22 protein-coding genes are annotated in these 24,938 nt (G+C 51.7%); 4 read left to right on the top strand and 18 right to left on the bottom strand.

What is annotated here, in order from left to right:
• Positions 1–7 precede the first annotated feature (7 nt).
• The 10 genes from MUB23_RS00285 to MUB23_RS00240 form a co-directional block, all read right to left on the bottom strand.
• Positions 8–823, bottom strand: coding sequence for a sugar phosphate isomerase/epimerase family protein (locus tag MUB23_RS00285; protein ID WP_244798186.1), 816 nt, complete (start codon positions 821–823; stop codon positions 8–10).
• Positions 824–836: 13 nt separating this feature from the next.
• Entirely contained in the window at positions 837–1,475 is a 639-nt protein-coding gene (locus MUB23_RS00280; RefSeq protein ID WP_244798185.1) for a hypothetical protein, read from the bottom strand.
• 9 nt (positions 1,476–1,484) lie between these two features.
• A complete protein-coding gene (locus MUB23_RS00275) occupies positions 1,485–2,120 on the bottom strand; it encodes a hypothetical protein (RefSeq protein ID WP_244798184.1) in 636 nt (211 codons plus the stop codon).
• A gap of 334 nt (positions 2,121–2,454) precedes the next feature.
• Complete coding sequence (locus MUB23_RS00270; RefSeq protein WP_244798183.1) at positions 2,455–3,291, bottom strand: sugar phosphate isomerase/epimerase family protein; 837 nt, start codon at positions 3,289–3,291, stop codon at positions 2,455–2,457.
• Positions 3,288–4,190 carry a shikimate dehydrogenase family protein gene (locus MUB23_RS00265; RefSeq protein WP_244798182.1) on the bottom strand — a complete coding sequence of 301 codons (903 nt, stop codon included), beginning with the start codon at positions 4,188–4,190 and terminating at the stop codon, positions 3,288–3,290. Before MUB23_RS00265 ends, MUB23_RS00270 begins: the two co-directional genes overlap by 4 nt.
• 39 nt (positions 4,191–4,229) lie before the next feature.
• Entirely contained in the window at positions 4,230–5,411 is a 1,182-nt protein-coding gene (locus MUB23_RS00260; protein WP_244798181.1) for a Gfo/Idh/MocA family protein, read from the bottom strand.
• A gap of 19 nt (positions 5,412–5,430) precedes the next feature.
• Positions 5,431–6,717 carry a TRAP transporter large permease gene (locus tag MUB23_RS00255; RefSeq protein ID WP_244798180.1) on the bottom strand — a complete coding sequence of 429 codons (1,287 nt, stop codon included), beginning with the start codon at positions 6,715–6,717 and terminating at the stop codon, positions 5,431–5,433.
• Positions 6,718–6,719: 2 nt separating this feature from the next.
• The gene (locus MUB23_RS00250; protein WP_244798179.1) at positions 6,720–7,223 is read right to left on the bottom strand and encodes a TRAP transporter small permease; all 504 of its coding nucleotides are present in this window, start codon (positions 7,221–7,223) and stop codon (positions 6,720–6,722) included.
• An 84-nt stretch (positions 7,224–7,307) separates the two neighbouring features.
• Positions 7,308–8,492, bottom strand: coding sequence for a TRAP transporter substrate-binding protein (locus tag MUB23_RS00245; RefSeq protein ID WP_244798178.1), 1,185 nt, complete (start codon positions 8,490–8,492; stop codon positions 7,308–7,310).
• 110 nt (positions 8,493–8,602) lie between these two features.
• Positions 8,603–9,586, bottom strand: a complete 984-nt coding sequence (locus MUB23_RS00240; RefSeq protein WP_244798177.1) for an aldo/keto reductase — start codon at positions 9,584–9,586, stop codon at positions 8,603–8,605.
• Between the two features lie 558 nt (positions 9,587–10,144).
• On the opposite strand from MUB23_RS00240, the gene MUB23_RS00235 reads away from it, so the two are divergent.
• Positions 10,145–10,792: a GntR family transcriptional regulator gene (locus MUB23_RS00235; RefSeq protein ID WP_244798176.1), complete on the top strand. Its 648-nt coding sequence runs from the start codon at positions 10,145–10,147 to the stop codon at positions 10,790–10,792.
• A gap of 262 nt (positions 10,793–11,054) precedes the next feature.
• On the opposite strand, the gene MUB23_RS00230 is transcribed toward MUB23_RS00235, so the two are convergent.
• From MUB23_RS00230 to nifJ, 5 genes are all read right to left on the bottom strand, one after another.
• Positions 11,055–12,503 (bottom strand): carbon starvation CstA family protein, encoded by a 1,449-nt coding sequence (locus MUB23_RS00230; RefSeq protein ID WP_244798175.1) that lies wholly within the window; start codon positions 12,501–12,503, stop codon positions 11,055–11,057.
• A gap of 284 nt (positions 12,504–12,787) precedes the next feature.
• A complete protein-coding gene (locus MUB23_RS00225; protein ID WP_244798174.1) occupies positions 12,788–13,702 on the bottom strand; it encodes a helix-turn-helix domain-containing protein in 915 nt (304 codons plus the stop codon).
• A 147-nt stretch (positions 13,703–13,849) separates the two neighbouring features.
• A complete protein-coding gene (locus MUB23_RS00220) occupies positions 13,850–14,296 on the bottom strand; it encodes a C-GCAxxG-C-C family protein (protein WP_244798173.1) in 447 nt (148 codons plus the stop codon).
• Entirely contained in the window at positions 14,293–14,760 is a 468-nt protein-coding gene (locus tag MUB23_RS00215) for a hypothetical protein (RefSeq protein WP_244798172.1), read from the bottom strand. Before MUB23_RS00215 ends, MUB23_RS00220 begins: the two co-directional genes overlap by 4 nt.
• Positions 14,761–14,899: 139 nt before the next feature.
• Entirely contained in the window at positions 14,900–18,433 is a 3,534-nt protein-coding gene (nifJ, locus tag MUB23_RS00210; protein ID WP_244798171.1) for a pyruvate:ferredoxin (flavodoxin) oxidoreductase, read from the bottom strand.
• Positions 18,434–18,922: 489 nt separating this feature from the next.
• Between nifJ and MUB23_RS00205 the strand changes: the two genes are divergently transcribed.
• From MUB23_RS00205 to MUB23_RS00195, 3 genes are all read left to right on the top strand, one after another.
• Positions 18,923–19,168, top strand: coding sequence for a hypothetical protein (locus MUB23_RS00205; RefSeq protein ID WP_244798170.1), 246 nt, complete (start codon positions 18,923–18,925; stop codon positions 19,166–19,168).
• 73 nt (positions 19,169–19,241) lie between these two features.
• Positions 19,242–20,624 (top strand): MATE family efflux transporter, encoded by a 1,383-nt coding sequence (locus MUB23_RS00200; protein ID WP_244798169.1) that lies wholly within the window; start codon positions 19,242–19,244, stop codon positions 20,622–20,624.
• A 40-nt stretch (positions 20,625–20,664) separates the two neighbouring features.
• Positions 20,665–21,225, top strand: a complete 561-nt coding sequence (locus MUB23_RS00195; RefSeq protein WP_244798168.1) for a dihydrofolate reductase family protein — start codon at positions 20,665–20,667, stop codon at positions 21,223–21,225.
• 70 nt (positions 21,226–21,295) lie between these two features.
• Here the strand turns inward: MUB23_RS00195 and MUB23_RS00190 are convergent, their stop codons facing one another.
• From MUB23_RS00190 to MUB23_RS00180, 3 genes are all read right to left on the bottom strand, one after another.
• Positions 21,296–21,781 (bottom strand): YbaK/EbsC family protein, encoded by a 486-nt coding sequence (locus tag MUB23_RS00190; RefSeq protein WP_244798167.1) that lies wholly within the window; start codon positions 21,779–21,781, stop codon positions 21,296–21,298.
• A 106-nt stretch (positions 21,782–21,887) separates the two neighbouring features.
• Complete coding sequence (locus MUB23_RS00185; RefSeq protein ID WP_244798166.1) at positions 21,888–23,084, bottom strand: class I SAM-dependent rRNA methyltransferase; 1,197 nt, start codon at positions 23,082–23,084, stop codon at positions 21,888–21,890.
• A 146-nt stretch (positions 23,085–23,230) separates the two neighbouring features.
• Complete coding sequence (locus MUB23_RS00180; protein WP_244798165.1) at positions 23,231–24,703, bottom strand: HD domain-containing protein; 1,473 nt, start codon at positions 24,701–24,703, stop codon at positions 23,231–23,233.
• Positions 24,704–24,938: the final 235 nt, after the last annotated feature.

The following is a 24,938-nucleotide window of genomic DNA, read 5'->3' as shown; positions in this document are numbered from 1 at the left end:
TTTCCTCCTATCGAAATGTTTTCTTTAAATATTCAATCCCCTGCCGGGTAGCGGTCAGGCTGTCCGGCAGCGGTTTGCACTCAATGGAAACCCATTTTTCATAACCCGCTTCTTTTAAAACGCACGCTGCCTGATGAAAATCAAAATGCTTGTCGTCCGGCAGATTTCTGCCTTCATCCGAGACATGGAACAAAACCAACTTTGAAAGGGAACGGCGGATCGCCGCCGGCACGTCAAAGTCTTCGGTGAGCATATGATAAGTATCCCCATTGTAGAGCAGCCAGTCCGAGTGAAATTTTTCCAAAAAGCTCATGGTACGCTCGGTGGAATTAAACACATCCCCGTCGTTCCGGTTGATCTGCTCAAATACCGTAGGTGTCTGAATGCTGGCTCCGTACTCCACCACTTCCCCCAGGGTCTCTGTCAAAATATCTTCAAACTCCTGATCGCTTCGATCCGGCCCTTTGCGTCCGCGCAGGTATCCGATCAAGATCTGGGAATCCAGCTCCTTTGCCAGATCCAACTGACGTTTCAGCCGCTCCACCGTGGCGGCGCGCACCTTCGGATCCGGATGAGTCATGCTCATTCCTTCCATGGTATAGGCGAGTCCCGTGGTCACTGCCGAGGCTCCCAAACCATGGGAATCCAACATCTGTTTCAGTTCTCTTCCATTATAATACTTGGGATCTTGAATTTGCAATTCAATTCCGTCAAAACCCAAAAGTTCCGCCTGCCTGGCGCATTCCTCATAGGTCTTTCCCCTGAGAGGAAACGGAACGTCCGGGCTCAAATCCCGATCCACCGTGCACACACTGAATTTCATATCGTTCTCCCCCTTACCGCTCGATTTCCACCGGCACATAGACCGAAGCTGTCACGCTGTGGTACTGATGCCAGGGATATTCCCCATTCTCCCCGTAGATCCTGTCATGGGCATTGCCGGGGGCCAAAATGAATTCCCGGTAGAAGGCAGCCGGGTCATTCTCCCGGAACAGCTGCACTTTTCCCATTCCCTGCAGCTGCACATGAACCTCGTCAATGTCCTTCGCATGCTCCTTGTGGGGGCCGGACGGAGACATCGGAGCCGCATAGCAGACCGTCACGGAAGTATCTTCCGTCAGGCGGATTTTTTCCGTCTTATGATAGGGAATTCCCTTCTGGCGTTCATTTCCGGACCACTCATACAGGGATTTCCAGGTTTTCTCCACCAAAGCTGCCGTTTCGGGATTGGTCACGTCGTACCGGTCGTAATTGCGGAACACCAGCGCCCGCTCCACGCCCTTTAACACAACGCCCTGAAGGACAGCCGCTTTTAACGGTTCCAGAGGAAGGCCTTCCGCATCGATGATTCCGTGTGTCTTGTGAGCCAGGTTAATGACAATGCTCTTTGGTTCCACGAAATATTCCGCCTCGTTTTCCACGAACTCCACATCCTCAAAAAAGGGTTTGGCAAAATCTAATTTTTTTATGCTCATCGGTTCCTCCTATCGGTCGATTTCGATCGGCATATAAACCGCACGGGTAATGCTGTGGTATTGATGCCAGGGATACTCGCCTTTTTCATTGTAAAACTTGTCGTGGACAATACCCGGCGCCATGATGTATTCCTGATAAAACGTGCTGGTGTCATTGGTTTCGAATTTCTGCATCTTGCCGAACCCACGAATCTGAGCATGAACCTCATCAAAGTTTCTGTCGTGATCCCGGTGAGGCCCGGACGGAGCCATCGGCTCGGTGAAGCACACGTTCAGCTCCGTATCTCCGCCTACGCGAACCTTCGGAGACTTAAAATAAGGAATCCCTTTGTGCCGCTCAATGCCAGAACACTCATAGAGGCTCTTCCAGCTGCCCTTGATCCGCGCGATTACTTCCGGATCGTCGATATCATATTTTTCATAATCCAGAACAATCAGCGCGCGGCCGATGTTTTCCAGCCAAACGCCTTCCACGATCGTCCCTTTTAATGGAAGAAGCGGGATCCCCTTGATATAGATAATGGTCTGGCTCCTCTCCGCCAGGTTGATCACCATGCTCTTCGGCTTTACGAAATACTTTTCCTCATTCTCCACATATTCCATCTCAAAAAGCGGCTGCCCAAAATCCAGTTTCTGAACACTCATGTTTCTCCTCCTCCTGCCGGTATTTCATCTCCGGCTGCTAGTTCAATTGAAATTACAATATTTTTGTTTCTTTCCACTGTGATATATTACTATCTTTTGCTTCTCCGCTTCATTTCTTTGTATACCAGGATATTAGCATCTTTTCTTCCATATGTCAATCCTTTTAGCAAAAATAGTGATATATCACTTTGTGTTTTTTTATCATTATGTTCTTATCACTACAGCGATTTGCGATTAAAATAAGGACACCGGCCTACCGCCAAAGCCGGCGTCCTTAAAATTGATACGAGTTTTGGTCTGCCTGTTATGGGGAACGTCTCGTCTCTCTTCGCGTTCAGCCTTCCAGATACGCTCTCGTCTGTTCCAGGCAATACCGGATATAAGGTTCGATCCCCTGATGTTTCATCCGATCCGGATTTGGAATTTCCAGTCCCCGGACCGCCTGCGGAATCCGTTCCAACAGCCCCCGGATATCCACGGCCCCTTCCCCCGGAATCAATCTTTCCTGAATTCCGGTTTTCACCAGGGAAGGGATATCTTCCGGAATCTCCGGCCCGCAGTCGCATAGATGGACATAGGAAAACCACTCGATTGGGAGCAAATCCAACTCCTCCACTTTTACCCGCGAACGGTAAAAATGCAGCGTATCCACCACAATCCCAACATTTTTCCATCCAGAGGTCAAGAGCATGCGGGCAGCGGTCCGAAGGTCTTTCACTGCGGACCAGGTGACAAATTCCAGGTGAACCGATTGGTCATATCCTGCCGCCAGCTCGCAGAGCCGTTGAAATTGCTCCATGGAAAAAGCTTCCTCTTCCGACCAGATATTCGTCAAAATATTCTTACAGCCAAGTTCAGCAGCCGCTTCCAGATCCGCCTCGTAATCCCTTACATCAACGCCAGGAAAGATCCGGGCGTTTTCTATATCATTTACCGTAAGACCAGTCTCCGCCAAGGCCTGTTTGGTCCGCCGCAACATCTGCCGGTCTCCGGCAAAGTCAAAAGGCGGCGGGCCGCTGAGGGAAGAGGAAAAGCCCCCGCTCTGTTTCGTACGGGCGGGAATCCCGCGAAAGCTGACGCAATCGTAACCGGCCCCGGCCGCCTGCAGCACCAATTCCGGCGGAGGGCAAAATCCATTGGTCAAATGGACCAGACAATACCTTGGTTTCACCCTTCCGTCTCCTCTCTTCTCTGTTCTGCTGCCGCCCGCTCTGCCAAAATCGTTTCCACCGTGCGCCTCATCTGCCCGATCGGCGCTTTTCTTCCCGTATGGAGCTGGAATCCGATGGCTCCCTGGTACACATTCATGTTCATCCCATTGAGAGTCCGGCAGCCGCGCGCTTTTGCTTCCTTTAGGAAACGGGTTTCCGGCGGATTATATATCGCATCGAAGGCCAGCTGGCCCGGATGAAAGATCTCCGGTGTAAATGGCATTTGCCCGGCCGATTTTCCCATCCCAAGGCCGGTCAGGTTCATGATCACTTCCGCCTGTCCGGAGACATTTCGGACAAGATCTGCCTTCTCCATGGACACAACCTCCGCGACGCCGGGAAAGTCCCGGTTGATGTCCCGGCCGAGGGCATCCGCAGACTCTGAAATCACATCCGTCAGCCATATCTTCTTCGCTCCGCAGTGGGCCAGCGTATAGGCAATGGAACGGCCGACTCCGCCTGCTCCGATGCAGAAAAAACGCTCTTCTTTTACACGGACCCCGGCATCCTCCAACGATTTTACGCAAGCCAGCCCATCGGTGTTGTATCCGACGAGGCGTCCGTCTTTTGTTTTTACCACTGTATTGACCGACTGCATTGCTGCGGCCAGGGGATCCAGATCATCCAGCAGACCGCAGACAAATACTTTGTTCGGCTTTGTGATCACCAGCCCGGCGTAATTCTGAGCCCGCGCCGCTTCCAGGACAATCTTCAAATCCTCTTTTCCCACTTCCGACGGATAATAATAGTAGTCCAGCCCTTCTGCGGCAAAGGCCTCGTTCTGAATTCGGGCGGCAAAGGAATGGTCCAAGGGCTTTCCCAGCAAGGCAATCAATTTTGTGGTTATTTGAATCTCCAAATCTATCCCGCTCCTCTCGTTTCTGTCTGCCGTCCGGCGTTAAAAATCAATCCTGCGGCCTTCTTCCGCGGACTGGTAAGCGGCATAGACAACCCGGATCGCCTCATAGGCCAGTTCAAATCCCGTTTCCGGCTCCCGGCCGTAGGCTACCGATTCCAGGAAAGACTTCATCTCACCGGTATAGCCACGAACCACTTCATCCGACACAAAAACCTTATTCCATCCGGTTTTAGAGGTGACCAGTTCTCCCCAGCCCACTTCTTCCAAGCCTTTTTCATCCATCGCATAGGTATTGAGCAGGTCCGTAGGAGTCAGATTGCACATCATGGTCGTATCATTACTGTAAACATTGATATAATTTCTGGAACCGCCCAGCACCGCGTCGGAGCAGATGGTCATGCACTTGGTTCCGTCGGAAAAAGTAACCGTCACCATGGCCACGTCTTCCACATCTTCCGGGCGGGCATTGATGTAGGAAAGCTCATCCTCCGACAGACAGGCCGTCTGTCTTCCGCAGTCCGCCGTAACGCTTTTCACCGTGATCGCTTCTCCTCTGGCCTTGGCCTCCACCTGTTTCAGATAGAGCATGCCGGTCAGCGGATGAATTCCGTTCCGCATCAAGCTTCCGCCCCCGAAATGGCGCCATTTTCCGGCCAGTGGGGAGCTGGAACCCACGATGGTTTCTTCACCGGTCATCAGCACAATTTTGCTTTTCTTAGCCCGAAGAATCTCCGCCGCCTTTTGGACCGGCGTTGCGTAAATGAAATTCTCCGCATACATAAATTTGCACTCGCTGGCGTCCACAGCCTGTTTCAGCTCCTCCAGGCTTTTTTGAACCTCTCTCCACATTTCCGACTTTTTCATGGTCTTCCCGATGTCTTTCGCCTCCGGATCACCGAAATAGCCGGTCACCGGTTTTTCACAGATGATGTGCTTTCCGGCTTTCAAAGCGCGGATGGAAAAAGGAATATGTAATGCCGGAGGAACGCTCAAATCAATCACATCAATCTCCGGATCCAAAAGCAGTTCCTCAAAATCCGTACAAACCTGTTCATACCCGTAACGTCTCTGAAACCGTTCCGCTTTTTCCCGGTTTCTGGCGCAGAGGGTTTTCAGGCGAATCGGGATCCCTCCCGCATTCAGATAACCGTTTACGTGCAGGAAGGCTCCATAGCCGCTTCCCACGGTTCCGATCACAATCGGTTTCGTCAACCGTTCCATGTCTGCCTCACTTTCTTCCTTATGATATCAAAAACAGGCTGATTCCCTGTACAAATGTGATCAGCATCAACGCTACAAAGAACATCAAAAGCTGCGGCACCGCTTTTTTGGCGATGGCCATTGGCTTGATTCCTGTCAGGGAAGACGCTACATAAAGGTTCATGCCGACCGGGGGAGTCACAAATCCGATTGCCAGGTTTACAATCATGATCACGCCAAAATGGATCGGAGTGATTCCCACGGCAGTCACAAGCGGCAGGAGAATCGGAGTCATAATCAGGACCGCCGCGCCGGTATCTAAGAGCATGCCAACCACCAGCAGGACCGCATTGATCAGCAGCAATAAGAGGACCTTGTTGGAGGCGATCCCTCCCAGCATCTCCGCCACCGACTGAGGAATCCGCAGCAGCGTTATCACTTTGGCGAAAATCGCTGCCGAACCGGTGATGATCAGGCAGGAGGCCACTGTGCCGACGCTTTCCACCAGGGAAGGAATGATATCTTTCCAGGGCAGGGAGCGGTAGACAAACAGACTGATGATCAAAGAGTACACCACGGACAAGCAAGCAGCCTCGGTCGGAGTGACAAAACCGGAGTAAATTCCACCCAGCACGATAACCGGGCTGAGAAGCGCCCAAAAACTGTTCCGGAAGACCTTCCAAAATCCAAGCCGCCGAAGTTCCGAGACCTTGGCGCGGATTTTCTCTTTGTCTTCCCCTTTCCGTTTGCAGTACAGCACCGCATAGGCAATCAGCAGTCCTCCAATCAGGCAGCCCGGCACAATTCCGGCTAAGAACATATCGCCTACCGGCGCGCCGCTGCTGTTGCAGTACATGACAAACGGAATGCTCGGCGGGATGATAACGCCCAGGCCGCCTGCCACCGCAACCAGAGCTGCGCAGAACGTAAGATCATATCCTAAACTGACCAAAAGCGGGATTGTCATGGAGCCGACCGCCGCCGTGGTCGCCGGGCCGGAGCCGGAGATCGCCCCGTAGAACAGGCAGGTGACCACAACTGCGCTGGGAAGGCCGCCCGGCAGGTTGCCGATAAAATAGGCGAACACATCGTACAGCTTTTTCGAGATCTGACCGCGGGCCATGATGACGCCGGACAGAATAAACAGCGGGATTGCCAGAAGCGTTGTATTGTTGAACGCTTCAATAACATTCCGGAAGATATACTCCGGATTGACTGCAAAGGTTCCCATCAAGCTTGGCACCGCCGAAATAATCAAAAGGATTACGCCGACCGGAACCGTCAGGATCAGTAGCACTACCAGACAAATGAACATTGCTGCCGCCATTTTTACACCGCCCCTTCTTTTTTATTTTGACCCTGTTCCAACCGCATTTCCCTGATGTCCACCACAATCATCTGGAGGGCCCGGAGGGCGGAAAGGACAAAGCCGATCAAGGATACAAAATACAGGACGTCCAGATTATAAGGCAGCGACGTGGCCTTGGTCGTTCTCATGGACACCACCACGTTCCAGGATGCCCGGAACATGTAGACAAAGAACACAAATACGATTGCATTGGAAATGATTTCAAAGATATGCCGTCCTCGCTCTGAAAAAAAATTTACGATCATATCGAACTTGATCGCCATCCGGTGGCGGATGGAATAGGCCAGCCCCCAGCAGGCGGAACAGATAAAAATGTGGCGGCACAATTCCTCCGACCAGATAATGGAAGCGCCAAAGAACTTTCTATAAAAAATCTGAGCCGTCATCACCGCCACCATCACCACCAGGCCGGCTGCAATAAATACTGCCTCCATATATTTGTCCAACCATCGAATTACTTTCATGTAACCTCCTCACCTTCTCCGGGCCCTTGCTCCAAAAGGGAACAAAGGCCCGGCTCTCATTACGATCAATCACAGCATCGCTGTTTACTGCGGAATCTGATCTCCGTAACCGGCGGCAGTCAGGAACTGATCCAACAGATCTTTTCCGATTGCTTCGCTGATACTCTTATAAGCCACATCAAAGGTTTTCTCTTTCAAAGCATCCCGCAGTCCGGGAATCTGATCAAAGTCCACAAAAGTCATGCCGCATTCTTTGATTAACTTATCCAGCATCTCGTTCTCATAGGAATCCGTGTGCTTTTGTACAATCTCAACACACTCCGTAGCCGCATCCCAGAAAATCTGCTGTTCGGTTTCCGTCAGGTTCGCCCACATATCAGTGCCGGTGTACATACATCCCACATAAAGAACATGGTTGCTGTTGGTGATGTATTTCTGAACATCGTACAGCCCCTTGTCGTATGCCTGGCTCCAGGGGTTTTCCTGTCCGCTCAGCATCCCCTGCTGAAGAGCAAGATAAATCTCCGAGGTGTTCAGCGGGGTGGCCGCCACTCCCAAAGCAGTAAACCAGGCAATGTGATGCGGGTTATTCATGGTCCGGAGCGTCATCCCGTTAAAGCTCTCGATTCCGGTGATCTCCGTGTTGGTGGTAATGGAGCGGAAGCCCTGATCCGTAAACGGGAAAAGTTTCAGCTTCTGTTTGGCAAAGGCATCCGACATATCATCAAAGAACTCTTGGTTCAGCAGCACTTTACGTGCATCTTCCACTGTGTTGAACAGGAACGGCATATCAAATACGGCCGACTCCGGAACCACGTTTGGAATGGCAGCTGGGGAGGTAATCTGAAAGTCGATCGCGCCGGCCTGCACATCCGCAGCCGCCGACGTGTCGGAGCCGAGCTGGGAAGCGTTGTAGATATCAATGGTCATCTTTCCGCCGCTTTTTTCTTTCACCAGATTGGCAAATTGTTCTCCATAATAATCGTTGGTAGAACCCGGAGATCCGCTGTGAGCCAGGACATAATTTTTCGTATTCACCTGGTCCAGATCATAGGACGCGGCGCTTCCCGCCGTGGTCGTATCAGCGGAAGCCGCCGTGCTGCCCGATTCCGTTTTTTCTGTTTCCGCCGGCGCAGCCGTTGTCGCCGCAGGCGCTGCTGTGGTTCCTCCTGCCGTCGTTCCTGTGTCTCCGCTTCCGCACCCTGCAAGCAAGGAAACCGCCATAACCGCCGACATTGTCATGGCTGCCAGTCTTTTTTTGTTCAACATACTCATTCTCCTCCTGTTTTTTATCGCTATGAGCCGGGCGTTTTTTGAAAAATATGTGCCGCTCATGGATCTTGCTCACCGAACCGCCCGGCGTACTTCCCTGTTAGGCCTTACCTGGATTCTCCGTCATCTTCTCTCCGGCAGCACAGATAATCCAGCTCTGCCTGAGTCAGTTTGATATCCATTGCACCGACGCAGGAATTCAATTCTTTTGTATTTCTGCTGCCGATCACAGCCGCCACCGGGAAATCCCGGCAGAGTACATAGGCCAGCGCAATATTGACCGACTCTACGCCTTTCTTTCTCGCCAATTTCTTGGCCCGCTCCATCCGCTCAAAGTTTTCATCCGTAAAATATACGTCCTGAATCCACTGAGGCGCGCTTCCGTCCCTCCGGTACAGGCCTTCCACAAAGAAACCGGCCGCCTGGGAAGCCCAGGAAATCAGGGCAACCTCCGGATGCTTCTCGTGCCACTTTACTTGGTCTTCATCCATATGGACCGTGCCTGGACGTCGGGGCGCCGTTACCTTTGCCAGAGAGAAGGAAGGGTTGTTGGCGACAAGCCCCTGATATCCTTTTTTCTCGCAGTAAGCCATCGCCTCTTCCACCCTGGGAAGCTCCCAATTCGATACCCCGTAGGCTTTGATCAGGCCTTCTTTCCGATGTTCCTCCAACCGGTCCATTAATTCACCCACCGGCACACTGGGATCATCCCGGTGCATTTCGTACAAATCGAAATAGTCGCATCCGGTATGAAACAATCCATAGTACAAGTCTTCGGTAATCAAGTCCGGTTTCACTCTCCAATACTGAGGATGATGTTCCTCATCCGGCGTAATAATGGGATGCCCCGCTTTATCGATGATGATCACTTGATCCCGGCATCCGGAGCGGTCCAGCCAACGCTTCAGCAGCTTTTCCGCACAGGCGCCGACGCCATAGTACCGCCCGCAGTCAATCACATTTCCGCCAGCTTCGATGTAAGCGCCCATCATCTCATCGATCACATCTTCCTGGTCCGGGTGAAACCATGCAGTCCCCATTACCAACTTGGAAAACGGCCGTTCAATCCCTTTTACCTGAATATACTCCATTCCACTTCCTCCCTTCCTTGCCATCGCATCTGCCTGTTTGGCAGTTTCTTTGTCTCCCGGAAATCAGTCTGCCATCCGGCGGCCGATGCCGCCGCTATCTTGGAAAACCACATTTCTTCCATACCGCTTTCATTTCTGTTCCGCTATTCTTTTTTGCATAGCCTTCATTTTCTTAAAACATGTTTTAAGTTTTGTTCCCTTTTTTTAGTTTTTGTGATATATCATAGTTTTGTAAATTTTACCCTTGGGTTTATCTGTACTTTATCATTGGTCCAATATTTTGTCAATCATTTTCTTATCTATTCCGTAAAACATTAATATCTTTTTATTAATATTAATTTTATTACTTTTTTACAGGGTTATTCGTGGTTTTCTTCTTGGCCTTTTCTATTTTTCTATTTCTGTTTTTATTTTTCTTTATTGATTCTATTCAACTTGTGATATTTCACATTTTCCTATGTTTGTTTTTCTTACATTTTTTTCTTGACTTCCTAGAAAAAATAAGATACTCTTATCAGAGAAATCCTAAAACGTGACAGTAAGAAAGGAGGAATCTAATTGGCCAGCAGTCAAGACAGTAAAATCATTGCGCTGAATTACCTAAAAGAACAGATTATTACCTGCGCAATGCCGCCAGGCTCCTCCATCAATATCAATGATATTGCCGCCAAGCTGAATATCAGCAAAACGCCGGTTCGTGAAGCGCTTCTGGAGCTGCAATACGAAAACTATATCACGGTCATCCCCAGAAAAAAGACGATCGTGTCCCGGATTTCCCTCAAGGATCTGGAATACGTTTACGACGCCCGTTCCCTGATCGAGATCCACATCATCAGCAATATCTCCCTGGGAGATATCAAAAAACATAAAGAAATGCTGACCGCTCTCCGAAAAGAGTGGCAGGAATTGGAGCTGGTGGAACAGACCAAAGATACCTACATCACCTTTTTGCAGGCGGACTTGCAGTTTCACACTTCCTTGATCCAACTTTGCGAGAATCCCCACTTAGTGCATTTCTGCCAGGAACTGATTTACAAGTCTCAGCGCTTTTGGTACATGGCCCTTTTCAACAATGAAGTCGACCGGGTCCGCAACGAGCATCTTCAGATTTTGGAATCCTTGCTGCAAGGGGATCCGGTAAAAGCGGCCGGCTTTGAGCGAAAGCATATCTCCGCATCCAAGGCGCTTTCCATCCTATCCGACTGATCCCGGATGGAAGAACCGGCGCAGAAAGCACCGTTTGCGGCGATTCAACAAACAGCGTATTTTCCACATGAAGTTTAGCCTGCGCCCTATTTTCTGATCGGACGACACGATCCATTTTCAATGACAAGCGGAATGATAAAAAAGGAGAGCTCCCAAGCAATTTATGCCTGGAAGACCTCCTTTTTTGTGACACCCTCTGGGATTTAAATTTTTTTGCATTCATTGGTGAATTATGAAAGCAAGCCGGAAGTTCTCCTAAGCTTTAGCCCTCGGTCTTCAACTCTTCTTTCTTGCAGACGCAGCGGAATAAAAACAGAGCCAGACAAGCCACCGCAAACACGATTCCGATCACGTAGGCGGTATTTGTCATCCCCTTGCTGCCAAAATTCAGTCCTTCTTCCGCGTACAAAATATAAGTCATGCTGACCGCCGACATAAAGGTAGCCGGTAAGGCCGCCATGAAACTGGCCTTTTTATTGACAAACCGGCAAAGATAGACGGCACCGGCCCACAAGGCGATCATGGCCAAAGTCTGATTGGACCAGGAAAAATATCTCCAGATCACCTGATAGTCCACCAGAGAGATCAAATAACCGATCCCCAGCAGGGGAATCGAGAGAAACAGACGTTTCTTCGTGCTCTTCTGGTCAATCTGAAACCAGTCCGCCAAAGTCAAGCGCGCGCTTCGAAAAGCGGTGTCCCCGGAGGTAATCGGGCAGGCAATCACGCCGATCATAGCTAACACCCCGCCGATGGGCCCCAAAAGATCCATGGACATCTGATAGACTACCGTAGAGTTTCCGCCGCCGGCCGCGTTAAGCGCCGCCATTCCGTCTCCGGCTGTGTAATAAAAAGCAACTCCCGCCGAGGCCCAGATCAAAGCAATCACACCTTCTGCCACCATTGCGCCGTAGAAGATCTTTCTTCCCTGTTTTTCCTGCGTGATGCAGCGGGCAATCATCGGCGACTGAGTTGCGTGAAAACCGGAAATCGCGCCGCAGGCTACCGTGATAAACATCAGCGGCCAAATCGGTTTTCCGTCCGGATGGAGATTTTGCAGCGTCAGCTCCAGCATGGGACGCGTTCCATTGTGCAGGACCGTGGATCCCGCGATGCCCAGAGCCATGACGATCAGGCACACGCCGAAAATCGGATATAGTTTCCCGATGATTTTATCAATCGGAAGCAGGGTCGCCAGGAAGTAATAGATCAGCACCACAATCGTCCAGAACTTGACGCTCATCCATCCGGGCGTCAGCAAAGCCAGAAGACCGGCCGGCCCCACCATGAAGACCACGCCGACCATCACCAGCAAAACAACAGAGAAAATCCGCATGACGGTTTTCATGACCGGCCCCAGATAGATTCCGACAATTTCCGAAATACTGGCTCCATTGTTCCGCTCCGAGAGCATCCCGCTCAGGTAGTCATGAACTCCGCCGGCAAAAATGGTGCCGAATACAATCCAGAGATAGACCGAAGGGCCCCAGATTGCGCCGGACAGTGCGCCGAAAATCGGCCCCAGTCCTGCGATATTTAAAAGCTGGATCAGGAAAGACCTCCAAGGTTTCATCGGAACGTAGTCCACACCGTCGGGGTGAGCCACACAGGGGGTCTGCCTTTCATCCGGGTGGAACACCTTCTCGACAATCGCGCCGTAAACAAGGTATCCGACGATCAAAAGCGCCAGACAAACAAAAAAGGTTATCATAGATTCTCCTCCTCTCAACTGGTTTCCTCTCCGTAATTTCAAGGAAGCTTTTCCATTCCGCTTTCCCCTTCTTCTATGGCGTTTCCTGCCCGCGCCGGATGGTCCCAATGCTTTTCCCAGTCTTCCGTCCCGCGGGCCATCGGAAAGTGCTCGTCTTTCCCTCCTGCCGGGCACCCGGCAGGTTTTTCAGCCCCTTCGCTCCCCCTTTCCTGCCAAGACCGCTTTTCCCGCTGTCTCGGCGCCTTCTTATTTTTATATTCTCCTTCCCACAGAAGCGTTCCTATTCAAGCCCCGGAAAGCGAAAGTTCCGCCGGTTTGGAAAAGATGACCAGTTCACTCTTCATTCCATTCAGCTCAATGATATTTTCGCATTCCCTCGCCTCGCCGCCCTGGACCGAAAAGTCCTCTGTGGACTTTCCGTCCCTCTCAAAGAGAATGTGGTTGGCAATCCCTCTTTTTTTCGTAGCAAACAACAGTCCTGCCGGGACGCAGAGTTTTGACGTGGCGGAAATCTGATTGAGATCCAGGCGGCCGTTCCAGCTCTCCCAGCGGATTTCCAGATCCTCATTGCAGTTTAGTTCCAGATGGCCGGAATTTCCTTGCAGAAAAACGAAAGAAGCTTTTCCGGAAAACTCAATATTTTCCGCTGCGAGATTCCGGATGTTCAGCCGCTCCGTATTTCCGGCAAGTTCGATCCGCTTCGTATATTTCTGCGGAAAACGGAGAAACACGTAGATGGCTTCCTTTGCCTTGGTCTCCGTCACCGGCTCCGTGCGGTGCACATCGATATCGATTCTTTGCTTGACATCATCGATCTTCACTTTACACAGCGAACGGATCTCCGGAATCTGGTCGGACGCCAGGCGAACCTGAACTTTTTCCCCTTCATATCCTTCCAATACAACCTGTCTGGCTCCCGCCAGATTGACATCAAAACTTTTCTCACAGTCAATATCATACTCGGTCACACTGTCAAACAAAAAATCCTGTTTTGAGGATGCTGTTCCCTCATTATCCAGGAGTTCGTCCAGGGAGATTTGGAACAGGGCGGAGATCGCGCAGAGATTGTCGAGATCCGGGACGCCGGCTCCGGTCTCCCACTTTGTGACGGCCTGCCTGGATACATTCAGTTTTTCCGCCAACTGTTCCTGGGACATCTTGGTCTGTCTGCGAAGAGCTTTTAATTTTTCCGATAACATAATGATTTCCTCCTACGGATTGATGGTTTCAGAATAGCAACGCAGCGTACATTCGGCAAGCAACCTTGGTTTGCAAACCGCAGATTTTTGCTACGTTCCGTAGCATCCGCCTTTTTCCTGGGTAAATCTACTGCTCTGGCGTCCTTTTCACGAATCTCCGTATGTATCTTCCAAAATCCGAGCCGCCAGTCTTACCAGCTGCACGCAGGGGCGTCCGGCATAGTAAGCCTCATTCCGCTCCGCCGGTTTTCCCCCGCGCTCTCCCTCCGGAAGCCCCAAGAGCTCCCGGCAGAGAAGACTCCCTGCCTCCGCTTCAAAGCGCTCCGCGAGTCTTCGCATCTCGGTATAATTTCTGTCTTTCGCCTCCTGGTTTCCCGGTTCCGTATTTCCGCTCTCCAAGCCGCAGACCAGAGCCATGCCGGTAACCGCGCCGCAGATCTCTCTCATCCGTCCGACTCCTCCTCCCAACGCGCAGGAAAGCTTCAGCGCAGTGGCGGGATCAAAACCGTACCGGTCTGCAAACGCGGTAAAAACAGACTGAGCGCAGGCAAAGCCCTGACGGAACAGTTCTTCCGTCTTGTCTTCCCGGCTCATGCTTTGTCTTCGTCTCCATAGGCGCCGCCTTTATATTCCGGACCGGTCACCACAGAGAAATGGAAAATCGGACGGTCCACCCGCTTGATGCTCATCCGCATATGAGGCATGCCTGCGGGACAAAAAATCAGGCTGCTCCTGGTGATCCGGTGGGACTCCCCGTTGATCGTAACTTCCAGCTCCGCGTGAAGCTCATAAGGATCCTCCGGATCGCTGCCGAAAAAGCCAATCAACTCATCATACTCGTGGACATGCTCCTCAAACACCGGATCTTTCTCCGGAACCGCGTAATACCAGGCGGTGTTCATCTGGAAAGCTCCAGGACACACCTTATCGTCGATCCACAAAATCCGGTGGGAAAAGCGCTTATACATTTCCTGAAATTCCAGAGTTCCCGCACAGGGGTCCTGCAAATTTTGAATAATATATTTTCCATATTCTCCTTCGTTGTTTTCGTATACCATTTGAATCCTCCTCATTTTTATATGTCCTGCCGTTCTTCCGAAACGGCAAAGGGGCGCACCAAGGTGCGCCCCTTATCCACTGACTGTCCCAGAGAAGACAGACGCCATCGCCCCTGCCTCCTCTTTTCAGCAATTTCTTTTATTTGCTGTAAACCTCTTCCAGTTTTTTCAGATGCTCGTACTTCGCCTTCGCATTGGCCTCCGCCTGCTCGAACAGCTTCTCGGCTCTCTCCGGATTCTTCAGCGCCAGGGAAGTGTAACGAACTTCGCCTTTCAGGAAATCCTGATAGCTGCCGGTCGGCTCTTTGCTGTCCAGCTGGAACGGATTCTCGCCTGCGTCCGCACGGCGAGGGTCGAAACGGAAGTTGTGCCAATATCCGGCTGCAACCGCGTTCTTTTCCTCGGTCTGAGCCTTGCTCATGCCGGCCTTGATACCGTGAGTGATACAAGGAGCATAGGCAATGATCAGGGAAGGTCCGTTGTAGCTTTCCGCTTCCACGAACGCCTTGATGGTCTGATTGTAATCTGCGCCCATCGCCACCTGAGCCACATAGACATAACCGTAGCTCATCGCAATCGCCGCCAGGTCTTTCTGCTTCACATCCTTGCCGCCGGCTGCAAACTGAGCCACTGCGCCCACGTTGGTCGCCTTGGAAGCCTGTCCGCCGGTGTTGGAGTACACTTCGGTATCGAATACCAGGATATTGATGTCACGGCCGCTGGCCAGAGCGTGGTCCACGCCGCCGAAGCCGATATCATAAGCCCAGCCGTCGCCGCCGAGGATCCACTGGGATTTCTTGCTCAGGAATTCTTTATCCTTCAGAATTTCCTTCGACGCCTCACAGCCGCAGGCCGTCAGAGCCGCAATCAAAGCAGTGGTGGCCGCAGCGTTCTCGGTGCCGTTCTCATAGGTAGCCAGGTAATTCTCGATGGCGGTCTTCACTTCGCCCTCGCCGGCGCCGGCCAGGATCTTCGTGAGTTTGTCCTTCAGGCCGTTCCGGATCGTGGACTGAGCCAGCTGCATGCCAAGACCAAACTCCGCGTTATCCTCGAACAGAGAGTTGGACCAAGCCGGGCCATGGCCCTTCTTGTCAACCGTGTAAGGAGTGGACGGCGAGGAGTTGCCCCAGATCGAGGAGCATCCGGTCGCGTTGGCAATGTATGCTCTGTCGCCGAACAGCTGAGTCATCAGCTTCGCATAAGGGGTCTCGCCGCAGCCTGCGCAGGCTCCGGAGTACTCCAGCAGAGGCTGTTTGAACTGGCTGCCCTTTACCGTGGTGGGTTTGAACTTAGCGGCAACCGCTTCCTTCTCCGGAAGTTTCTGGGCCCAGTCGAATACCTTCTGCTCGTTTACATTGGCTTCCAGAGAAGTCATGGTCAGAGCCTTCTCGCCCTTCTTGCCAGGGCATACGTTTGCACAGGAGCCGCATCCGGTACAATCCATCGCGGAAACCGTCATGGCAAACTGATAGCCAGGCATACCGGTCATCGGAACCAGCTTCATGCCTTCCGGCGCATTCTTCGCTTCCTCGTCGGTCAGCGCGATCGGACGGATGACAGCGTGCGGGCAGACATAGGAGCAGAAATTACACTGAATACAATTGGTCGGATTCCAGGTCGGAACGTCCACGGCAATACCGCGCTTTTCATAGGCGGCCGCGCCGGACGGAGTGGAGCCGTCCACGTACTCGGTGAAAGCGGAAACAGGCAGATTCTGGCCGTTGTGAGCATTGATCTGCTTCTGAACGTTGTTGACGAAGTCTACGACATCCTTGCGTTCTCCGTCCACCTTCTCGATCAGTTCCACATCCCCGGCCGTCTTCCAGCTCTCCGGAACCTGAACCTCTACAAAGTTGGTCGCGCCGGCGTCGATGGCGTCATGGTTCATCTTGACGATCTTCTCGCCCTTTCTGCCATAGGTCTTGGTCGCGGCTTCCTTCATGTATTTGATCGCATCATCTTTCGGAATCACGCCGGAAATGACAAAGAAAGCAGACTGCAGAATCGTGTTGATTCTTCCGCCCAGTCCGATCTCCTTGCCGAGCTTGATGCCGTCGATCGTATAGAATTTAATGTTGTGCTCTGCGATGTAGCGCTTCATCTGGCCAGGCAGATGCTTCTCCAGGCCTTCCATATCCCAAGGGCAGTTCAGCAGGAAGCTGCCGCCGTCCACCACTTCCTGAACCATGTCGTACTTGCTGACATAAGACGGGTTGTGGCAGGCCGTGAAGTTGGATTTGGAGATGAAGTAGGTGGATTTGATCGGATCCTTGCCAAAACGCAGGTGAGAGATCGTCAGTCCGCCGGACTTCTTGGAATCATACTCAAAGTAAGCCTGTGCATACATATCGGTATGGTCGCCGATGATCTTAATGGAGTTCTTGTTGGCGCCGACGGTACCGTCCGCACCCAGACCCCAGAACTTACAGGAAATCGTAGAAGCCGGCGTGGTAACCGGATCCTCGCCGATCGGAAGGGACAGGTTCGTCACATCGTCCACGATGCCGATGGTGAATCTCTTCTTCTCGCTGTTGTTGAATACGGAAATGATCTGTCCGGGAGTCGTGTCCTTGGAGCCCAGGCCGTAACGTCCGGTGAATACCGGCACATTGTGGAACTTGGAATCCTTCAGAGCGGCTACAACATCCAGGTACAGCGGCTCGCCCAGAGAGCCGGGCTCTTTGGTTCTGTCCAGAACGCTGATCTGCTTTACGGTCTCCGGGATCGCATCGATCAGGTGCTGTGCGCTGAAAGGACGGTACAGGCGAACCTTGATCACGCCGACTTTCTTTCCGGCCGCGTTCATGTACTCAACCGTCTCGTCAATCGTCTCACATACAGAACCCATGGCAATGATCACGTGCTCAGCATCCGGAGCGCCGTGATAGTTGAACAGCTTATAATCCGTGCCAATCTTGGCGTTTACTTTATTCATGTACTCTTCCACTACGGCCGGGAATGCGTCATAGTAAGGATTGCATGCCTCTCTGGCCTGGAAGAAGATATCCGGGTTCTGAGCCGAACCTCTCTGGCAGGGGTGCTCCGGATTCAGAGCGTGCTTGCGGAATGCGTCGATGGCATCATGGTCCACCAGCTCGTCCAAATCATCGTAGTCCCAAACCTCGATCTTCTGCAGCTCATGGGAGGTGCGGAAGCCATCGAAGAAGTTCAGTACCGGTACGCGGCCTTTGATCGCGGCGCAGTGAGCCACTGCGGTCAGATCCATAACCTCCTGCACGCTGGATTCACAGAGCATTGCAAAGCCAGTCTGACGGCAGGCATAGACATCCGAATGATCGCCAAAGATCGACAGGGCATGGCTGGCAAGCGCACGGGCAGATACATCGATCACGCAGGGAAGCTGCTCACCGGCGATCTTGTACATATTGGGAATCATCAGCAGAAGGCCCTGGGACGCCGTGTAGGTCGTCGTCAGAGCGCCAGCGGACAGGGAACCGTGAACAGCTCCGGCCGCGCCTGCTTCCGACTGCATTTCTACAATCTTAACTTCCTGACCGAAGATATTTTTTCTCCCTTCGGTCGCCCACTGATCCGCAACTTCTGCCATTACAGAAGAGGGAGTAATGGGGTAGATCGCAGCAACGTCAGTGTATGCGTATGAAACATGTGACGCGGCGTTGTTGCCATCCATGGTTTTCATTTTTCTTGCCATAGGTTTATTCCTCCTAGTGATATATAGTTCCTACCAAAAACTATCCACATTTCATTATATACGAAGGGCAAAAAAAGTCAAATATATATTCTTATATAAAGGACAAAATTTATCGAAAAAACGAAAGATTCTGAGCTTCTGCCGCTTTCTGGGGCTTTCATTTTCCCTCCCCTGCCTTCTATTGGAAAGTCTTCCGTCCGGTTCCAACCAATGAACTTTTCCGTATCCGGCGCCAGGGAAGTTTTCTGTCGAATACAGGTTTCCATCCGTCTAATCATACGGCCGGAACAAAAATCCGGCTGAGCGGAATTCCTATAGAAACCTGCCCATCTGTTTTGTTCAAAATCATTTTTTCACCCGTTCCGCCGAAAAAGGTTCGCCGGATCCGCCAACATTCTTCTGAAATTCTTAGGAGAATGCCAAGTTCAAATTTCTTGCTTTTTTCCCCTATGTGCGATATAGTGGTGAATGAGAACACGGAGGATTATCATGAAAAAGAAACGAATTTTGGCCTGGACCGGTATCGTTCTTCTGGCCGGTATGTATATCACGGATCTGATCCTGGCTTTGATCGGGAGCCCGGCCGCCAAACAATTGCTGACCATTTCCCTTTTATTTACTGCGGCCGTCCCCATCCTGCTGTACGGCCTTCAAGTCGTTAGCGGGAAAAATTCCAAAGAGAAGGATGGAGGAGGAAGCGAACCGCCGATAGCGAACACACCAAAACAGAAATAACAAAATCGCTCGCCGTTCGGACACCCTGTGTGTCCGTTTCTTTTACTTTCTTAAGAAAAGGAGAACCCCAAAGATGAAAGTATCTTCTCTGATTGGAAACAAACACTTTTACCGGACCGTGCTCCTTGTAGCCGTCCCGATTATGGTCCAAAACGGAATCACCAATTTCGTCAGCCTCTTGGACAATATCATGGTCGGACAGGTGGGAACGGAACAGATGTCCGGCGTTGCCATTGTCAATCAACTGATCTTTGTCTACAACCTGTGTATCTTCGGCGGGCTCTCAGGAGCCGGGATTTTCACCGCCCAATTTTACGGCCAGGGGAATGAAGAAGGCATCCGGCACACATTCCGTTTTAAAATCTGGATCGGTATCCTGATCACACTGGCAGGACTTCTCGTCTTTGGATTCGCCATGGAACCGCTGATCTGCCTCTATCTCCATGGAAGTGGGGACGCGGGAAATATTGAAGCCGCTCTTCTTTATGCTAAACAGTACTTGAAAATCATGCTGATCGGACTGGCCCCTTTCTGCCTGGTACAAATTTACGCCAGCACCCTGCGGGAAACCGGGGAGACTGTCCTGCCCATGAAAGCAGGCATCTTGGCCGTCCTGGTCAACATGTGCCTGAACTATATTCTGATCTTTGGCAAATTCGGTTTTCCCGCCTTGGGCGTGGCAGGCGCCGCTATTGCCACCGTGACCTCGCGGTTCGTGGAATGCGCCGTTGTCCTCGGCTGGACTCACACCCACAAGGCGCTTCACCCTTACATGGAGGGAATGTACCGCACCTTAAAAATCCCCCGCCGCTTGGCCGGCCAAATCTTTGTCAAAGGAATGCCGCTTTTAGTCAACGAAGGACTCTGGTCCGCCGGAATGGCGGTTTTGATGCAGTGCTATTCTCTGCGCGGCTTGGATGTGGTGGCCGGGATGAATATTTCCACCACGCTGGTCAATCTGTTCAACGTAGTCTTCCTGGCTCTCGGCACCGCAATCTCGATCCTGGTCGGACAGCAGCTGGGGGCCGGGAAAATGGAAGAAGCGAAGGATACGGATAAAAAGATGATCTTCTTTGCCGTAGTCTGCAGCACCGGCCTCGCCCTGGTTTTAGCCGTGGTAGCTCCGCTGTTTCCGCGTATTTACAACACTACTGACGAGATCCGGCGGCTGGCTCGCTCCTTTTTATGGATCGCTGCTCTATTCATGCCGCAGCAGGCCTTTATGAACTCCGCATATTTTACCCTCCGTTCCGGAGGAAAAACGCTGATCACCTTTGTATTTGACAGCCTCTGCATCTGGGTGATCAATATACCGCTTGCCTTCGTTCTCTCCCGCTATACTGGACTGTCCATCTTTTGGGTATACTTTTTCTGTCAAGCGATTGATATTTTTAAGTCGGCGCTGGGATTTTATCTGGTAAAAAAAGGCGTCTGGGTTCATCGGATCGTGACCTGAGAAGCCTGTGTTTATCTATAAAAAGAGTAAGGAGATGTCCATGAGAAAGGTAACCTTGTTTATTGCGGTAAGTCTGGACGGATATATTGCAGACAAGAACGGCGGGGTGAGCTGGCTGGCCGGGCAGGAACCAAATGCCGACGATATGGTCAGCTATCACGATTTTATTCAAGAAATTGACACGGTGATCATGGGTTGGACCACTTATCACCAAATTGTGACCGAGCTTTCACCGGACCATTGGTATTATCAGGGAATGCAAAGTTACGTCGTCACCCACAAAAAGATTCCGCCGGCGGAAGATATCATCTTCACCCAGGAAACTCCCGCAAAACTCGTAAAATCGCTGCGGGAATCGGAAGGAGAGGGAATTTGGATCTGCGGCGGCGCAAATCTTGCCCAGCAGCTGATCCGGGAAGATTTGATCGATACTTATCATCTCTCGGTCATTCCCACGATTCTGGGGGATGGCATCCGTCTGTTTGGAACGGCAGATCGGGAAATCCGGCTGAAATGGAAAGGGACGCGGACTTATCATGGGATCACAGATTTAATATACGAACGAGGGATCTGCGCTGGACACGGAATGTCCTGCGTATGAAACGTCTAATCGATATTGCTTTGTTTCTTGCACCTGAGCCTCAGAATAAGTCCACATATGTTCTGAGGTTTCAGGCCTCCTCTTCTTCCCGCCATCCTTTGCATACATCCACCCAGGCTTCAGGCCGTGAATACTGTTCCAGTTCCGGGATCGTCAGCTCAATCGCGCTGTTACTGCTGCCGCACGCCGGAAATACAGTGTCAAAACGTTTCAAGGATTCGTCAAGATAGATTTTTACCCCTTCCTTTACGGCAAAAGGGCAGACGCCGCCCACGGCATGTCCTACCAGCTCCACCGCTTCCTCCAGGGTCAGCATCTTTGCTTTTCCCCCGAATGCCGCTTTATATTTTTTGTTGTCCACCTTGGCATCCCCGGCAGCAACAATCAGCAGACAAATTCCATTTAGCTGAAAAGAGAGAGTCTTGGCGATTCGTTTGCCCTCGCAGCCAAGGGCCTGGGCCGCCAGCTCCACGGTGGCGCTGGACACATCAAATTCCTGGATCCTGTCCCCTGCGCCCCACTCTTTTAAATATTCTCTTACCAACTCTACAGACATGATACCTTCCTCTTTTCTATTGGTTGTATTTCTCTTTCTCGCTTCTTTTTTGACGGTCCCATCCCTCCGACCCGATCCGCCGGTCTCTCTTTTCCCGATCTGACCGTCAATACTCCCGGCACACCTGGAAAATATAGAATTTTAAATAATAAGATTCTTCCGCTGCCCACAAGATCGGATGATCCGGCGCCTGGGTACGGAATTCCACCTGGCGGAGTCTTCGGTGCACGTTCTGGGCGGCCTGATGAATCGTCTTGGTGAATAACTCATACGTCATAAAATGGGAACAGGAGCAGGTCGCAAGAAATCCTCCGTCCCGAACCAGGCGCATCGCCCGCCGGTTGATCTCCCGGTACCCCTTCACCGCATTTTTAACCGAATTCTGAGACTTGGCAAAGGCCGGCGGATCCAGGATAATCACGTCAAACTGTTCTCCCTCCTCTTCCAGCTCCGGCAGCAGCTCAAACACATCCGCACAGCGAAATTTCACCACATCCGAAAGGCCGTTCAGCTCCGCGTTCTTTTCCGCCTGGCGCACGCCGAGCTCCGACGCGTCCACTCCCAGCACACTGCTCGCCCCTCCCATTCCAGCGTTCAGAGCGAAAGAACCGGTGTGGGTAAAACAGTCCAGGACTTTCGCGCCCCGGCAAAGCTTTTGAATTGCCAGCCTGTTGTATTTTTGATCCAGGAAAAAACCGGTCTTCTGACCGTTCTCCACGTCCACCTGGTATTTCACGCCATTTTCCGTGATTTCCACAATCGGATCAAATGGGGCTGAGAGAAATCCTTTGGTCCGCTCCATCCCCTCCTGCTCCCGAACCTTGGCGTCGCTGCGCTCAAAGACTCCTCGGATGTTGACTCCGTCTTCTGCCAGGATCTCCGTGAGCAGACGAAGAATCGTCCCTTTCATCCGATCGATTCCCAGCGCCAAAGATTCCACCACCAGAATGTCGGAAAATTTGTCCACCACGAGGCCGGGGAAAAAATCCGCCTCCCCAAAGATCAGGCGGCAGCAGCTCGTATCCACTGTTTTCTTCCGGTATTCCCACGCATTTTGAAGCCTTTTGCGAAGAAACTCCTCATCCACGGCAAGGTCCGGAGTCCTCGTCATCATCCGGATGCGAATTTTTGAGTGACGGTTGATAAAACCGGTTCCCATGGGATAGCCGTCAAAATCTTCCACTGCAATCAGGTCTCCGTCGGCAAAATCCCCTTGAACCTCGGCGATTTCATTATCATAGACCCACAGTCCGCCCGCTTTTAACGTGCGTCCTTCTCCCTTTTTTAGCTTTGCAACTGCCATTGTTTCCTCTTTTCCAAGTTTTTTCTTTTATTGTACGTTTTCTTGATTGGATCGGTCCGATGGATCCGATCCGGTAGAATACCATTTGGGCCTGGCGCATCCGCTCGGAATCAGGCCGCAAAGCTGGCCATGTTCCCCGCGCTGTGCTATCCTTCCTCGATCCGCCGCAGTACCGCATCTGGAAATTCGTATTCTCTCAAAATACAAGTTCTGGTCCCATACAGCCGGGACATCAGGGAAGCCGGGCTGTCGGGCAGCAAAATTGGCTCCCGCCCTTCTTCCAGGATTGGAATCCCCTCCTGGAGACGCCGGATTCTTCTCATCTCTGCCTCAGCCTCCGGCAACGGCGACGAAGCTAAAACGGTCTCCAGCTGTTCTTCAAACTCGCGGGCCGGTATCTGATTGGTAAATTCTCCCACATGGAGAATGGGGACCGCCTGATTCTCCTTTTGGCGCAGATTTCGGTAAATAGGCTGTTTTCTCAGACTTTTTTTCAGTTCCTCCTGCCCGGTAAAGGTGACCGATATCTCTCTGTTCTCCGTCAGCTCCAGCTCCTGATACCGCAGAAGTAGTTCTTGAAGCGCATCGGCAAACGGCGAATATCCCATCGAGACATGGTGCAGGCTATCCCAAAACGCGCGGTCGGTGAAATACAAGAATTCTGTTTTCCCATTGTGCTTTTCCACATACCGAAGCAGGCCGTCCGGGGACGGGAACTCACTGGTATTTTTTCCGATAAAGCCCTCGGTCAGCGCCCGCGCCATAAACTCTAAAATTGCCACATGGCGGTTAAAAAACACCTGGGTATAGGAATAATACCGATTCATCAAAAACTGATCCGCAATGGAGATTCCCTTGGGATGAACCCCAATGATCTCCACTCCGTGGTAATCGGTTCTTGCCAGATTCCGCAGGAACAGCCCCAGTTCAAAGCCACCGTAGCTGGTTCCGGAAAAGGTGGCATCCCGCAGCAGATAGTCGATCCGGTCCGCATCCAGCTCCGAGTGGATCAGCTGGATTAGGCCGGAAATCTCCGGGTTCCGCTGGGCGTTCCCCACAATGATGTCGCAGATATTGTCCAAAGTGATCAGGTCTGAGCCTCCGCAATGGCGTTCTAAAATGTCCTTGATGTCCGTATCGCTCCGGATCAGCCGTTCGGTCAGCTGCTCGTGATGGAAGGGATTGGCGGACGCCTGCATATAATTCGACTTTGTCTTTCCGAGTGCTTCCAGTTCCGTCAGCACTCGCTTTTTCTGATTCTCTGGAATCCGTTCCGGCCGCTCCGGCAATTCTTTATATGCCTGTTCCCCGACATGGGAGAGAGGGTAATGGCCAATGTCGTGGAGAAGCCCGGCCAGGCGCACCAGCTGGCGCTCCTCATCGGAATACCGAAGCTGTACGGCCATCTGATCCGCGATATACATGACTCCCAGGCAATGGATAAAACGGGTGTGCTCGGCTCCCGGAAAAATCCAGTTGGTCAGGCTCAGCTGCTTAATTCCCTGGAGACGCTTGAAAATCGGAAGTTCCAGAATTTCCTTTTCCACAGTGGTAAACTCGATGAAGCCGTGGACATTATCTAATATTTTGTCGATAAATTCGATGCGGTATGGATCCATGGGTCTCCTTCTATTCCGACGGCTGCCCGCCGCCTCTTTCCCCAATTTAATCAGATGAAAGCGTTCTACTCGCTCTGAAAGGTATGTCTATCATAGCGCTATAAGCGGAAGTTTGTCAAGTTACAGGCAAGATGCGGGATCTCATGCCAAATCCCACCAAAAAAGTACCGCAGAATTGCTTCTTCCACCAAATAAGGCTTACCGATAAGCCAGATCATGGCACGAACAAGATATC

Source organism: Cuneatibacter sp. NSJ-177 (assembly GCF_022867805.1).
Classification (GTDB): Bacteria; Bacillota; Clostridia; order Lachnospirales; family Lachnospiraceae; genus Pseudolachnospira.
This window is presented reverse-complemented; position numbering and strand designations above follow the sequence as displayed.